The 14,857-nt window shown below is 35.3% G+C and carries 11 protein-coding genes; 8 read left to right on the top strand and 3 right to left on the bottom strand.

The features are described 5' to 3' along the window. Positions 1–56: 56 nt before the first annotated feature. Positions 57–3,458, bottom strand: coding sequence for a hypothetical protein (locus ACQY29_RS06165; protein WP_428224356.1), 3,402 nt, complete (start codon positions 3,456–3,458; stop codon positions 57–59). Between the two features lie 414 nt (positions 3,459–3,872). Here ACQY29_RS06165 and ACQY29_RS06160 point away from each other — a divergent pair, with 414 nt between their 5' ends. The 4 genes from ACQY29_RS06160 (at position 3,873) to ACQY29_RS06145 (ending at position 10,141) form a co-directional block, all read left to right on the top strand. Next, a complete protein-coding gene (locus ACQY29_RS06160) occupies positions 3,873–5,744 on the top strand; it encodes a peptidase U32 family protein (protein WP_428224355.1) in 1,872 nt (623 codons plus the stop codon). A 157-nt stretch (positions 5,745–5,901) separates the two neighbouring features. Continuing rightward, positions 5,902–6,621 (top strand): pirin family protein, encoded by a 720-nt coding sequence (locus tag ACQY29_RS06155; RefSeq protein WP_428224354.1) that lies wholly within the window; start codon positions 5,902–5,904, stop codon positions 6,619–6,621. 11 nt (positions 6,622–6,632) lie between these two features. Then, positions 6,633–7,028: a DUF1801 domain-containing protein gene (locus ACQY29_RS06150; protein ID WP_428224353.1), complete on the top strand. Its 396-nt coding sequence runs from the start codon at positions 6,633–6,635 to the stop codon at positions 7,026–7,028. 248 nt (positions 7,029–7,276) lie between these two features. Then, positions 7,277–10,141 (top strand): TonB-dependent receptor plug domain-containing protein, encoded by a 2,865-nt coding sequence (locus tag ACQY29_RS06145; protein WP_428224352.1) that lies wholly within the window; start codon positions 7,277–7,279, stop codon positions 10,139–10,141. A 49-nt stretch (positions 10,142–10,190) separates the two neighbouring features. Here ACQY29_RS06145 and ACQY29_RS06140 read toward each other — a convergent pair whose 3' ends face one another. Continuing rightward, complete coding sequence (locus tag ACQY29_RS06140; RefSeq protein WP_428224351.1) at positions 10,191–11,810, bottom strand: hypothetical protein; 1,620 nt, start codon at positions 11,808–11,810, stop codon at positions 10,191–10,193. Between the two features lie 137 nt (positions 11,811–11,947). Here ACQY29_RS06140 and fabD point away from each other — a divergent pair, with 137 nt between their 5' ends. Together fabD and ACQY29_RS06130 are read left to right on the top strand one after the other, a co-directional pair. Continuing rightward, positions 11,948–12,817 (top strand): ACP S-malonyltransferase, encoded by an 870-nt coding sequence (gene fabD / locus ACQY29_RS06135; protein WP_428224350.1) that lies wholly within the window; start codon positions 11,948–11,950, stop codon positions 12,815–12,817. A gap of 84 nt (positions 12,818–12,901) precedes the next feature. Then, entirely contained in the window at positions 12,902–13,186 is a 285-nt protein-coding gene (locus tag ACQY29_RS06130) for a hypothetical protein (RefSeq protein ID WP_428224349.1), read from the top strand. Between the two features lie 118 nt (positions 13,187–13,304). Here ACQY29_RS06130 and ACQY29_RS06125 read toward each other — a convergent pair whose 3' ends face one another. Continuing rightward, positions 13,305–13,490, bottom strand: a complete 186-nt coding sequence (locus ACQY29_RS06125) for a hypothetical protein (RefSeq protein ID WP_428225925.1) — start codon at positions 13,488–13,490, stop codon at positions 13,305–13,307. Between ACQY29_RS06125 and cyoE the strand changes: the two genes are divergently transcribed. Next, positions 13,414–14,259, top strand: coding sequence for a heme o synthase (cyoE, locus tag ACQY29_RS06120; protein WP_428225880.1), 846 nt, complete (start codon positions 13,414–13,416; stop codon positions 14,257–14,259). The two genes, ACQY29_RS06125 and cyoE, sit on opposite strands and share 77 nt — an antisense overlap. Beyond that, entirely contained in the window at positions 14,260–14,838 is a 579-nt protein-coding gene (locus tag ACQY29_RS06115) for a cytochrome c oxidase subunit 3 (RefSeq protein ID WP_428224348.1), read from the top strand. The last annotated feature ends 19 nt before the right edge of the window (positions 14,839–14,857 follow it).

Here is a 14,857-nt window from a genome sequence, read left to right as displayed (position 1 = left end):
GCAAACATAATAATTAACTAAACACCAAATACTTAGATAGAAATCTTTCTACAAACTTAGAAATAAGCTCTTAATTGCACATTACCTGTGTGTATGACTTGGGAAGTTTCACTTTTGCGTCCTTGGTAATTTACATTGAGGTCTAAATACTGCGTTAAATTCTTTTGTAGCAACAAACGCCAAGTATAATTTTTATTGATTTGTAGCCCTTCTAACATTTGAAAACCAACAGGAGAATTTGGGTTTCCATCGAAACTATTGTTAACATAAGCAAACTCGCCACTCATGGTAAAACGTTTTTCTGTAGCCACATTAAAAGAAGTGCCTAATCTTGATTTATGCAAGAATTCATTTTCTCCTATTTGATTTTGCTTTTTTTGATATTCGTAAAAGAAATCCCAACTGGCATTTTTAGAAAACAAATACCCAAGTTTGAATTCCAATTCATTTCCATCGATGGTATAATTCCGACTCGCATAATTCAAGGAACTTACACGGGTTGAAAGAACACTTGCTTGCGCATTGACCAGCCAAGATTTTTTGAGAAGATGTGTATACAACAATTGATGCGTACTGTTGGTATTTTGCAATTCATCAGCTAACAAAAGGCTTTTTAAATCATTTTGAATAAAATTGTAAGTCACAGAGTGGGATTGTTTTCCACGATTATAGTACAAACTATTTTTAAAACTAGAGGTTAATCCCAATAAGTTTTCTACGGATTGGTTAAAAGGATTTAAATCGAAATTATCTCCAATTCTTTTCACTTTGCGTTCCATTAAAAAGGAAGTCTGATTGTAAAAATGCGACAACACTTTTAGCGTCCCTTTGCGATTTATCCAAATATTTGGATTCAAAATAAGGGCTTGCGAAAACCTATTTTGATGTGTTTTCACAAAGGTTTGATTCGGCAAAAACACTTTCACATACTTGGCTTGGTCTGGAAACTTAGCGATTTCAAACTCTTGCAATTCTTTAATTCCGTTTTGGTTGTAATCATTCCAAGCATAAATCCCTCGACCCGCCTCAACTTCAATAAAATTAAATTCTTGCTGAGGAATAGTTCCTGAAGCTGTTTCATACGAAGTAGTCCACTGTACCAGTTGTTTGAAAAAGCGGTCGTTGTACAACACACGAGAATTCAAAGAAGATTCGGCACCTCTCGCATCCTCAAAGGTAAGCTGGCGATAATTGACAAAAACCCATAAATCAGCTTTTTCATTCTGAATCAATTTTGATTTCAAATAATACGAATTCGAACGATTCACCCGTTTCAGCAAACCCAATTGCAAACTATCATTCAAACGGTGCAATAAACCTAACTCGGCATATACTTTAGTAGAATCGCCTCGCCCCATAAAAGCTCCCCATTCTGAAAAACGCTGGCTTAAAGAAGTTAGTTTTTGTGTTGCTTTTTCACGTTCTTGATTGTTTTCAAGACGCTGACTTCCCCCTATCCAGTTTTTTCTAAAGTGCCATTTGGTTTGCAATTGATTGCGTAAAAATTGAGAAATTGCTTCGGTACCATTGCTTTGCATCAAACTTCCTTGTTGATGCAATTGCCATTTTCCAGTTTTTATAAAACCCGAAACACTATGACGATTTCCTGAAAAGGATTCTGAGAAATTCAAATTTTCATATTGGTACTTCCAAAATGATTTTTTAGGCAATTCAAAAGTCAAATGGGTTGCTAATAAACTTTGATTTCCTCTAGTGTTCTTTAAATTCCAATCCCGGTCAAATTCTATATTGAATAAACGCTCTACAGTTTTGTACTTAGCTTGTACATATTGCCAATCGCTCGAGGCATTGACTAACCATTTTTTAGCGAATAACTGTTGCTTCCAGTTTAATTTCCCAGCTACCCCTTGATTATTTGCATCATCTAAACTAGAAAAAAGATTTTGGTCAGAATTACTCATTCCTAACTCAAAATCGACGGTTGTTTTCTTAAAGGGAGCGAATTTTCCAAGTAGCGTAGCAATTTGCAATTTGGTAGGTGCTATCAGTTTGATTACGGGTTCATATTCTCCTTGTAACACTCCAGAAACAGGAGCTTTGTATTCATAAATCCTCCCGTTGCCTACCGAAGCTTTTATAATGTAATTTCCTTTGTTTTTTCCGACTTGACTAAAACGCACATTGTATAACTCGTCTTGAGGGTTAGCACTATATTCGTATACCAATACGCCATTTATAGTAGTTTTTTTATACAAAATCTTTTTATCAGAATACGCTTCCAAAGTGGCTGAAGGAGCATTCATTAGCAAAGGATTGTCGCCTGCTTGTGCTAACACTTGTACCTGTTCAGGCGAGAGATTTTGCTGTAAAGGCTGGTTTTTTGAATCGTTTTCAGAATACAAATAGGCTCCTAAACTCCATTTTTCATTCTCATGCTGTGCCCCACCATAAGTTACAAATCGCGTATAACTGCGTTCTGAAAATTGATATTCAATCACGATACGCATTTCGGACGTAATGGGAAACAGCGAGGTAAAAGTCACTTCACCCGCATTGTAATCAATTACATACTGGTTGTTTTCACCTCGTTCCAATAAAATACCGTTCACATATACCCGTTCAGAGCCAGAAATTACTAAAACATACAATTCGCCATTAGGTCCACGTAACTTATACGGGCCTTGATTTCCTTCTTGTCCTGTAAAAGTACTTTTAGCATATTGCCCGCGTACTACAGCACCCGCTAATAGTGTTTCGGTCTTACGTTCTGGATTCCCGAGTTGCAAACGAGCAGAAACACCTTGCACTTTTTTATTGAAATTCAAAAACCGCGACTTGCGATTTTCTAAAAACAAATCGCCTCCACGAATACTCCATTTGTCAGCAAAAAGTTCTATAAAAATTTGGTCAAATTCATCCAGTCGCTGGGAATAGCCCCCTTGTTGTAGCGGTATGTTATTATCTTGCAAGGAAGCACGAATACTCACTTTGTCCGAAAGCTTACCCGTAATCTGTAAATCTAAATTGGAATTGACCGAAGCATTTTGGTTGTTTCCAATGGTTACACCCCGTGTGATACTTCCAGAAGTAGTTAGTCCATCAAAAGGTTTAAATTGAGTTCCAAAATTAGACTCCGCTCGATAAACCACTCCCGAACCCGTGGTATTCACTAAGCGTTTGGCATCGTAAACGGAATAAGTTTTGGTTAAGAAATCTGGGAAATTAAGAAAACGCACCGTCAGCGAATCTGTAGTAAGTGCTTTATTTTTAAGCACCAAGGTCGCCTTAGAAAAATCGACTTGATAGTTCGTAGAGTCTAATTCAACCTCATTTTTATCCAACAATTTAAAAAAAGAAGCGTTGATACTTACGGTATCCAAATGGATAGTATCTTGGGTTACTTTGATTTTCTTGCGTTGGTATGGAGTGTTTTGTGCTAAAACCAATAGCGGAAAACATAGGAACAGGCTAAGGATTTTGAACTGTTTTAGCAACATATAGTATAAACTCTAAGTGTTCAAAGATATTGTAAATAGAAAAAATATACTACTAAGACGATTTAAACTTAAAATTCACAGATCAATACATCAAGTTCAATTTTGCAACACCTCGATATATTTTCTATTTTCATTTCAAAAAACACAACCACTCACACTTGAATCATAGTAAGAATCTCATTTAAAAAATAAAAATTTATCCTGCGAGGGGTTGCTCATTAAAAACGATTCGAATGCACAAACTGCAAAAAATCGCTAGTAAAATTTCCAAAAACATTTTACGGTAATGCATAAATATTCGGGTACCAATTTTGAATACTTCTTAAATTTATTCCATAATTATCATTTTTATCTTTTTTTTCGGAACTTTGCACTCGTTTTTTTGGTAACCTCCAAAAAATTAGCTTTTTAAAGATGAAGAAGAAGATTGAAATTTTAGCTCCGGCAAAAGATTTAATTACAGGTATCGCAGCTATCAATGCGGGTGCTGATGCGGTTTATATTGGCGCACCTCAATTTGGCGCACGTTCTAATGCGCACAACCCTATTGAGGATGTAGCCGAACTGGTAAAATATGCCCATTTATACAACGTACAAGTTTTTGTGGTTATTAATACCATATTATATGACAACGAGTTAGAAACTTGTCGTCAGTTGATTTGGAAATTGTACGAAATAGGCGTTGATGCGCTTATTATCCAAGATATGGGCTTGTTAGAACTGGACTTACCTCCTATTGCTTTACACGCCAGTACACAATCTAACAACCGTGACCCTAAAAAAATCAAATTCTTAGCAGACGCTGGTATCCAACGTGTGGTACTGGCCCGCGAGTTAAATCTTCATCAAATCAAAGAAATAACCGAAGAAACGGATGTAGAATTAGAATTCTTCGTAACTGGTGCGCTTTGTGTTTCGTTTAGTGGAAACTGCTATATGAGTGTGGCTAATGGAGAACGTTCTGCAAACCGTGGTTCTTGTGCACAAAACTGCCGTTTACCTTATAATTTAATAGACGGTAATGGAGATACGCTAATCAAAAATTCACATTTACTTTCTATAAAAGATTTCGATGTGTCGAATCAAATTCCAGAATTAGTAGAAGCAGGTATTGTTTCTTTTAAAATTGAAGGCCGTTTGAAAGACGTGGTGTATGTAAAAAACAATGTTTCGTACTTACGCAAAAAACTGGATGCTTTCTTAGCAGAAAACAGCGATAAATATAGCAAGGCTTCTTCAGGAACCTGCACTTATAGTTTTGAATCGGCTTTAGACAGAACCTTTAACCGTGGATATACTGATTATTTTGTAAACGAAAGACATCAATCCATTGGTTCTTGGGAAAGTCCAAAATCGAAAGGGCAGTACATTGGAAAACTTATCAAAACGGTAGGCAATTCGTACGTAATTGAAAACGGAGAAATGCTTAACAACGGCGATGGTCTTTGTTTCATCAATGCGAATAATGAAGCGGAAGGAATTTATGTCAATAGAGCCGAAAACGGCATTGTATATCCCAATGTATTGAAAGAAATTGCCAACGGAACGGAAATTTATCGTAACAACGATGCTGCTTTCATCAAATTGGTAGAAAGAGAAGATAGTGCGGTTCGTAAAATCAGTACAAAATTGGTTTTAAAAGAAATTGAAAACGGTTTTGAATTGATAGCTACCGATGAAGATGGCAACCTAAGTACCGTACAACTCGAGCATCCAAAAGACCAAACCAAGACAGGGGATTCGCTAGCAGAGAATTTTAAAATAAATTTGGCTAAAACTGGATTTACACCGTATACTGCGGATGAAATTACGATTGATTTCTCTGAAAATTGGTTTCTTCCAATTTCTAAAATCAATGAAATGCGTAGAAAAGTGTACGAACAATTGTCTGAAATTCGTTTAGCAAATTATATTCGACATGAACACCAAATAGAAAAAACATCCCATCCTTATCCAGAAACACATTTGGATTACATGTATAATGTTTCTAATAAATATGCACGTGCTTTTTATGAACGTCACGGCGTGGCTGAAATAGAACAAGCTTTCGAATTGCAATGGGAACCTGGAAAATCACGCGTGATGACTACTAAATATTGCATCAAATACGAATTAGAACGTTGTCCGAAGTACCACCGTGAAAACATGGACCAAAAACTAGCGGAACCACTAGTTTTGAAACAAGGTGAGGTAGAATACAAGCTTAAATTCAACTGTAAACCTTGTGAAATGGAAATTTGGGAAAAAGATGCCGAATTTGAAATTGAAGAAGATTACTTTCATTAATAAACAAAATCCGATGCTCTTTAAAGCATCGGATTTATTATTTTAATTCGTTATCTTTAACATATGAAATCGCATAAAAACTTGCAGTTTGCGTATGCAAACACCTATGAATAAAGGCGATAACATATGTGACCTATAACAAATAAATTTTACACATATGAAATACATTATCTATAAAGCAAACGAAAGAGGTCACGCTAATCACGGATGGCTTAATGCTTACCATAGTTTTAGCTTTGCCAATTGGCATCATCCCGATAAAGTACATTTTGGTGTGTTGCGTGTTTTAAATGACGATACTATTGCTGGCGGTATGGGATTTGGGATGCATCCGCATGATAACATGGAGATTATTACCATTCCTTTAGAAGGTGCTTTAGCACACAAAGACAGCATGGGCAATGCAGCTACTATTGAAACGGGGGACATTCAAGTGATGAGTGCAGGAACGGGCGTGATGCATAGTGAGTTCAATCCGAATCCCGACCAACCTACAAAACTGTTTCAAATTTGGCTATTCCCTAACAAACAAAATGTCACCCCAAGATACCAACAAATCACTCTAGATGTTAATCATAAAGAAAACCAACTTATTCAAATTTTATCACCCAATTCTGAAGATGAGGGTGTTTGGATTCATCAGGATGCTTGGTTTTATTTAGGTAATTACACCCAAAAACTAGAAGCTACCCATCACGTTCAAAAAAACGGAAATGGAGTCTATTTGATGTGTATTGAAGGCTCCGTAAGCGTGAATAATGAAATAATCAATCGCCGTGATGCAATAGGTATTTGGGAAACAGAATTCATCACATTTGAAGTTAACGAAGACACAAAAATCTTATTGATGGATATTCCTATGGAAATTAATCTTTAAATTTCACTAAAATGCACCCAGAAATTTCAGCTTACAACAACAAACAAGTAGAAAACGAGAAATTAATCTGTGAAACCTTAGCTACACTTATCCATACGCAGTTGCCGGAAGCCGAAAACAAAATTTGGCATGCGCATCCCGTTTGGTTTTTAGAAGGAAATCCAATAGTAGGCTATAGTAAACTAAAGGCAGGCATTCGACTAATGTTTTGGAGCGGCATGAGCTTTGACGAACCTCTATTACAAGCAGGCAGTGGAAAATTTAAAGACGCATCATTCACTTACACCGACATTTCTCAAATTAACTCGGATGATTTGAAGCGATGGCTTGAAAAATCACGAATTATTCAGTGGGATTATAAAAATATAGTAAAAAACAAAGGACAATTAGATCGATTAAAATCATGAATTGTTACATTTCCAACAAATTAATAATGATAAATCAAAAAAACAACATATATACTTTTGTCAACTTATTATTTTTTAACATTTACTCAGCATAATTCTTACAAAAAAACAAAACATCTTACAAAAAAAACACAAAATTCTAACAAACAGTTAGTTATATATCAAAAAACTGTAGAAATTCTTCTATTATTGTCAAAAATTTAAATTTTGATAGTAATTTCGCAATGTTAACTTAACCTTATAATAACATGAAAAAAAACCTACATTATTTAAATTTAATGTTTTTTTTAGCTTTCACAACTTTAGTGCTAGCACAAAAAAACGTTAAGATTACAGGTGTTATAAAAAACAGCAGTACGTTAGAAAACATTTATGCTGCAAAAGTAGCAATTGTACCAGCTGATGGAGATAACGAAATTTACTCGACCTATACCGATTTTACAGGGGCTTTTACCCTTAAAGGACTAGTTTCTCAAAATCGTTTAAAAGTGAGTTTTTTTAACTTCAAGACAACTTACATAGTTATTAATGAGATGGCCAGTACTGAGAGTGGTTTAATTGATTTAAAGACAATAACACTTACTCCTGATATTCAGAAGCAAATCGAAAACGCTTCTTCTATTGTTGACGTAGTTCAAAACAGAAAAACCCCAATTGCTTCATCAACCGTTTTTCAATCAGACTTACAGTTAAACGCAACCAACAACGATTTTATCGAACTAGCAAACGACATGTCTGGAGCTTACGTTTCACGCATGGGAGGTGGTTTTGGCGACTCGCAATTGCGATTAAGAGGTTTTGACCAAAACAATATCACTCCTATGACAGAAGGTATATCACTATACGATCTTGAAAATGGAAATGTAGACTGGACTGGCATGGTAGGCTTGACTGACGCATTAAGTTCTGTACAGCTTCAAAAAGGTTTAGGAGCTTCGAAATTAGTTAACTCATCAGTAGCAGGCAGTATCAACTTCCTATTCAAAGATGCTTTTGCTGCAAGAGGTGGCGAAATTTTCACTTCTACAGGTATTAACGGATTTAGAAAATTTGGAGCTTCTTACGGAACGGGTAAACTTAAAAACGGCTTTGGCTTTAATATCATGCTTAACAATATGAGTGGTGATGGATATATCCAAAAAACCGATTTTAATGCGACAAGTTATTTCCTAGCTTTAGGCTATGAGAACAGAAAACATAATTTCCAATTTAAATTAATGGGAACTCCACAATGGCATAATCAAAGAAATACCATGACGACTATTGGCAATTATTTTGACCTAAACGGAGAAAATTTTGACAGAACCTATAATATTGATTGGGGACTTTACCAAGGAAACACTTTTAACGCACAAAGTAACAACAGCCACAAACCAATGGCTATATTACAATGGGATTACAAATTTAACAGCAACGATCAACTTTCTGTAAAAGCCTATAGCTCTATTGGTAAAAGTAGTAATGTTCGATTAATAGGACATGATGTTTTTGCATCTTTTGACAATGTTCCTACGCCTTACTTAACAGACCACCCAGACTTTCAAAACAACCATACTCAGATTGATTTTGATTACGTTAATGGTTTTAATACTGGCAAATATTCTTTTCTAAGATACACAAATTTTAACCTGCCAAAATTCCCTATTAATACAATCAATATAAATTCAATCTTACCATCTTTTATTTTCTATAATTTACCAGATGGCACCCCAACCTACGCTATTGGAGATATAAGCGGTGTAAGTCAATCTGCCGATAACAAAGAAACCAGAACTTACGGAGCCATTGCAAATATCGACAAAAGCCTTACCAAAATATTGAAGATTAATGCTGGGGTTGATTTACGCAAAACTTCTTACAATAATTATCGTACAATTGAAAATTTATTTGGAGCAGATGCTTTTGCAGTAAGTAGCGACTTCACAGCCCTTACAAATGACTTAAGCATTTACAACAATATCATCACTGAAAAAGATCTACACAATACTAGAAACAATATATTAAATTCTTTTAAAAGTGTAAACCAAAGCTCAAAAGTAAATTATGACTTTACTTCTAATATCAACTATGCTGGCGGTTATGCACAAATTGAAGCCAATTTCGAAAAGATAAACCTATTAGCTCAAGGAGGATATAACAGACAGTTTTTAAGCAGAAATACATACAACTTAATCACAAAAGAGGGTCACAATTCAGAACTGGTAACTATAGATGGTTATAATGCAAAAATAGGAGCCAACTTTAACATCACAAACAACCATAATGCATGGCTTAATGGAGGGATTGTTTCAAGAGCACCTATATATACCAATGTATTCTCAAGTTTTTCAGAAACGCCTAATACGAATTACAAAAACGAAGACTTCTATTCTGCCGAGGCTGGATATGGACTTACTTTAAACAATTTACTTTTTAAAGTAAACGGTTACTGGGCCTTACACAAAGATTCAACGATTCCATATGCCGATGCAGCTTCAGGTTTCTTTGGTGCGACAACAGGTATCAATCGTGAAAACTATGGTGTAGAAGCAGATTTGAGTTTTTACCCGTTCAAACAAATGAATATCTTTTCAAACTTCTCATACGGGGTATGGAAATACAAAACGAATGCAGATTTTACTTATTACAACAGCGGAGCTGTAAACACCTTATACGTAAAGAATAACTTTATAGGTGGCATCCCACAAACCATGGCTAACTTAGGTTTTAAAGTATTTGTTGCTAAAGGCCTTCAATTAGGTATGAAAGGAAGATATTACGATCGTTTTTATACAAATTCACCTATTGAACGTTTTGACCCTGTTTTCTACAATACAAATTATTTTGACAACTCTTTACAACTTCCTTCTTATGCTGTGATCGACTGTTTAGCTGACTATACGATCGAACTTAACAATCAACATAAACTGAAGTTAACCTTAAACATGGACAATATGTTTGATGCGGAATATATTATGGAATCTAATTCTAGTTTTGGTAAAGATCAAAACATCCCTAATACACAAACCACTTACGGGACTGTTTTTGGCGATTATAATGGCATTGCAAAAAACAACAGTGCATTTTTCGGGTTTGGAAGAACTTGGAATTTTTCAGCAAGATATTCATTCTAATAAAGTGGATAATAAATTCAAGGGAGGCAATTGCCTCCCTTTTATATTACTACAAACTTAAATTTCTAAAACTCGATACATCTATCACTTCTTCTGTATCCGAATCAAAGAGTATCTCAACTTGATCTCCCACTCGAGTAATCGGTAATTGATTTGACAATTGTGAAGAGCCAATAAAAATTTTACTTTGCCCACTTACAGTAAAATAATAAAAACTATTTCCGTTTTTCACATCATTTTGAATACGAGTAATTGTCGCCACAACACTTCTCTTATCCGTTGCTGCATCAGGTTTTATAATATTTCCCGACATATTATATGCATTTTTGTACGCCATCAATGTTTCACGCATCGTATTCCCTACTCCTACAATAGTGTAATCGTTAATACACACCATGGCATACATTTTCACCAACCCACCACGGTCTTTCAAAGTCATCACATAGGTAGGAATATTATTAATATTGTAAGGTATAGGTGAAGAAGCGTTATAACCTTTTTCCTGAACTTTACCTTGAGCCGAACTTTGTGCCGCAAATTCCGTAGCTCCACTTTGTTTGTAAAAAGTTGCCTCTTTAGTACGAGTATCAACCAACACAAAGCCCACTGCCGATTCATCTTTACCCACAGAGGTCAAACCGGTATACCAATACGATTTGTTATTTTTCCCATACACTAAGGTCATCTCTTCCGTAATCTGTAATTTATCTGTATTGGAAAAATTCCAATAACCATGAATAAACTCACCCCAATCATTCAATTGTTCTTCAATAAAATCAATAGGCTGAATACGATCTACCCATAAAGGTGCGCTTTTAATACTATATTCTTTCATTGTACCTGTTGTCACATCAACAACTAAAACCCCAACAGCATCCTTACCATTAAACCCTATTTTTTTCTCATACAGCGTGACTACCCAATACGGTTTACCCTGATCATCTAATTCAAATGTAAAATCAGTCAATCCAATGTTTGCGTACCCATTCATATAAATATGACGTTTTAGCAAATCTCCAAAATAAGCCTCTGGCTGGTATTTAATTTTCACAGGTTTACCACCAACGTTTTGCACCAATTTCACATCTCTTTCATTAGTTGCAGAAACCATAACATACCCAGGAGTCCCCTCAGTATTATTCATCCATTTAAAAAAACCAGAATGCAATAAAGGAGCTACCCAATACAATTTATTTTGAACTTTTTGAATAAAAAATTCCCCCAAATGTACCTGACTCCCTAAAGCCGGTTGCGAACCCAAAACTTTCTCCCCTAATAGATAAGCTAACTTCTCATCAACCACACGAATTTCATTCATGGAAATAGGAGCAATATGCCGTGCAATTTTATCTCCATTTTCAACTTTACCAATAAGTTTTTGATACGATTGTGTGCGAAACATTTTACTACTCACCATTGGAAAAATAAAAACATACACCAATAACAAATAAATCAAATATTTTATTTTACCCGCCGAATACCCAGTAATCTTTAGCTTTTTCCCATCACGGCTAATTTGAAATTGCGTAAAAACTATCATTATCAACAAACACAAAACCAAAAGAAGCATAGGCAATTGCACAAAACCATAACTTACCACAGGAAGTGTTATATAAAAGAGTAAAAAAGCAATCCCTATTAGAAAAAACACTTTAACAAAATTTTTCATACATACATAATTTAGTTCTTTCTATTATACGCTAAACCATATGAATTGTTACAAAATTTTAGAACAATAAAAAATGTGTACTTTTGTCCTTTGAAATAAAAACTCAACCAAACGAATAGTTAAAAAAATAAAACGATATGAAAGCATACGTATTTCCTGGACAAGGAGCACAATTTACTGGAATGGGTAAAGAACTATACGAAACGTCACCTTTAGCCAAAGAATTATTTGAAAAAGCCAATGAAATTTTAGGCTTCCGCATCACTGACATTATGTTTGAAGGCACGGCAGAAGAACTAAAAGAAACTAAAGTTACACAACCAGCTGTTTTCTTACACTCTGTAATTTTAGCAAAAGTACTTGATGTTCAACCAGAAATGGTGGCAGGTCATTCTTTAGGCGAATTCTCTGCCTTAGTTGTAAATGGCACTTTATCTTTTGAAGATGGTTTAAAGTTAGTTTCAAAAAGAGCCTTAGCAATGCAAGAAGCTTGCGAAATTACACCATCTACCATGGCAGCAGTTTTAAACTTAGACGACAAAGTAGTTGAAGCTATTTGCCAATCAATAGATGGCGTAGTAGTTGCAGCTAATTACAACTGTCCTGGACAATTAGTAATATCAGGCGAATTAAAAGCAGTTGAAGAAGCTTGTAAAAAAATGAAGGAAGCAGGAGCAAAACGTGCTTTAATTTTACCTGTAGGAGGTGCTTTCCATTCCCCTATGATGGAACCAGCAAGAGAAAAACTAGCAGCCGCTATTGAAGCAACAACATTCAGTACACCGTCTTGCCCAGTGTATCAAAATGTTACAGCGAGCGCAGTAAGTGATCCTACAGAAATTAAAACCAACTTGATTGCACAATTAACAGGAGCCGTAAAATGGACACAATCTGTTACACAAATGATTGAAGACGGAGCAAGTAGCTTCACAGAAGTAGGCCCAGGAAAAGTACTAGTAGGCTTAATCAACAAAATCAACAAAGAAGCACAAACATTATCAGCTTAATAAAAAATTTGGAATTATAGAATATTTTTACTAATATTATAACTGAAATAGTTCAAATTATTAATTCTAAAATTTTTAAGAAAAATGAGAAAAACACTTTTTAGCTTAGCCGTAATTGCTGCCTTAATGACATCTTGCAAAGACAAAACTCAAGAAGCTACTGGTGAAGCTGTAGACGCTGCTGCAACAGAAATGACTGAAGCTGTAGATACTGCAACAGCTGCCATGGATTCTGCTGCTACTGACGCTACACACGCTGTAGACGCTGCTGCTGGAGAAATGAAAAATGCTGCTAAAGATGCTGCCGCAGCAGGTGCCGCTAAAGTTGAAGAAGCTGCAAAAGCTGTAAAAGAAGAAGCTAAAAAATAGTTTTAGTACCTCTCAAAAAACAGAAAGGTTGGTTGCAGAAACCAACCTTTTGTTATTTAAAAACAATCAAAAACTAAAAATAGCAAATCCACAGACCAACTTTTAAACCCGCAAACTTTTAAACTTCTAAACTATCACCTATCTTTGCATCGATTTTTAAAAATTTAGCCTTGAGCACTTCACATTCGTCTTTTACATTAAAATCAATGTTTGTTGACTTTAAAGAAATTACCAAAGCTGGCTTGGCGATCAGCGTAGTTTTTTCATCTATGGCTGGTTTTTTACTTGGCGTAGAAGAGATCAACACCCACACATTAAAGACTCTCCTTATGCTTGCCGTAGGCGGCTATTGCATGGTTGGAGCATCAAACGCTTACAATCAAATCATTGAAAAAGATTTAGACGCGCTAATGGATCGAACTAAAAACCGCCCCATTCCTGCAGGTAGAATGTCTGTTAATACAGCTTTTTCAATCGCAACCGTTTTAGCAGTACTTGGCATAATAATCCTGTACAATATCAACGAGAAATCAGCCATGTTTGGTGCCATTTCAATTTTTTTGTACACTAGTGTTTACACACCGTTAAAAACAAAAACCCCATTATCAGTATTTGTAGGTGCTTTCCCGGGCGCTATCCCTTTTATGTTAGGCTGGGTTGCAGCCACAGGAGAATTTGGCATTGAAGCAGGCACCCTCTTTTTAATTCAATTTTTTTGGCAATTTCCACATTTCTGGTCAATCGGTTGGTTTTTGTTTGAAGATTACAAAAAAGGAGGCTATTTCATGCTTCCTTCAGGCAAAAGAGACAAAACTACCGCCATGCAAACGCTACTTTACACACTATGGCTAGTAGTAGCCTCGGTACTACCCAGTTTCGGATATACAGGACAATTGTATTTGTCTGGAATATCAACCTTAATCGTTTTAGCTATGGGAGTTTGGATGTTACTTTACGCTGTAAAACTATACCAACAACAAACCGACAAAGCAGCCAAAAGCCTAATGCTTGTGAGTGTATCCTACATTTCGCTTTTGCAAATAGTATATGTATTAGATAAATTTTTGAGATAAATGGAACTTACAATAAAAGAAGAAAAACAAAAACAAGCCCGTTCATACAAGCTAATCTTATTGTTCGGCATGCTAAGTATGTTTATGATGTTTGCAGGTCTTACAAGTGCTTATTTAGTAAGTGCTTCACGCAAAGACTGGGTACACGACATGATTTTACCCCCCGCTTTCACTATTAGCACCATCCTAATCGTCTTAAGCAGCATAACCATTCACTTAGCAAAACTTTCGACAAAAAAGAACGATAGAAATAAAACAACTTTATTTTTACTAGCAACCCTAATTTTAGGATTATCATTTGTTTTTTTTCAATTCAAAGGGTTTAGCGAAATAATTGCAATGGGGTATTACTTTACAGGTAGCGAAAGCACTGTTACTACTTCGTTCTTATACATGCTAACTTTATTACACTTAGCACACCTTTTTGCTGGAGTAATTTCGCTTTTAATTATAATTTATAATCATTATAAACAAAAATACAACGCGTCTCAAGCCACTGGAATTGAGCTTGGTGCAATGTTTTGGCACTTTTTAGACTTCCTATGGGTGTATTTGTTTGTGTTTTTATATTTCGTATAAAAAATAAAAAATGTAAATT

The organism is Flavobacterium sp. (assembly GCF_965262375.1).
Lineage (GTDB): Bacteria > Bacteroidota > Bacteroidia > Flavobacteriales > Flavobacteriaceae > Flavobacterium.
Note: the sequence above shows the minus strand (reverse complement) of the source record. Positions and strands in the feature narration are given on the sequence as shown.

Coding starts and splice junctions, on each gene's coding strand:
- ACQY29_RS06165 (WP_428224356.1), bottom strand. CDS start 3,458: ATGTTGCTAAAACAGTTCAAAATCCTTAGCCTGTTCCTATGTTTTCCG.
- ACQY29_RS06160 (WP_428224355.1), top strand. CDS start 3,873: ATGAAGAAGAAGATTGAAATTTTAGCTCCGGCAAAAGATTTAATTACA.
- ACQY29_RS06155 (WP_428224354.1), top strand. CDS start 5,902: ATGAAATACATTATCTATAAAGCAAACGAAAGAGGTCACGCTAATCAC.
- ACQY29_RS06150 (WP_428224353.1), top strand. CDS start 6,633: ATGCACCCAGAAATTTCAGCTTACAACAACAAACAAGTAGAAAACGAG.
- ACQY29_RS06145 (WP_428224352.1), top strand. CDS start 7,277: ATGAAAAAAAACCTACATTATTTAAATTTAATGTTTTTTTTAGCTTTC.
- ACQY29_RS06140 (WP_428224351.1), bottom strand. CDS start 11,810: ATGAAAAATTTTGTTAAAGTGTTTTTTCTAATAGGGATTGCTTTTTTA.
- fabD (WP_428224350.1), top strand. CDS start 11,948: ATGAAAGCATACGTATTTCCTGGACAAGGAGCACAATTTACTGGAATG.
- ACQY29_RS06130 (WP_428224349.1), top strand. CDS start 12,902: ATGAGAAAAACACTTTTTAGCTTAGCCGTAATTGCTGCCTTAATGACA.
- ACQY29_RS06115 (WP_428224348.1), top strand. CDS start 14,260: ATGGAACTTACAATAAAAGAAGAAAAACAAAAACAAGCCCGTTCATAC.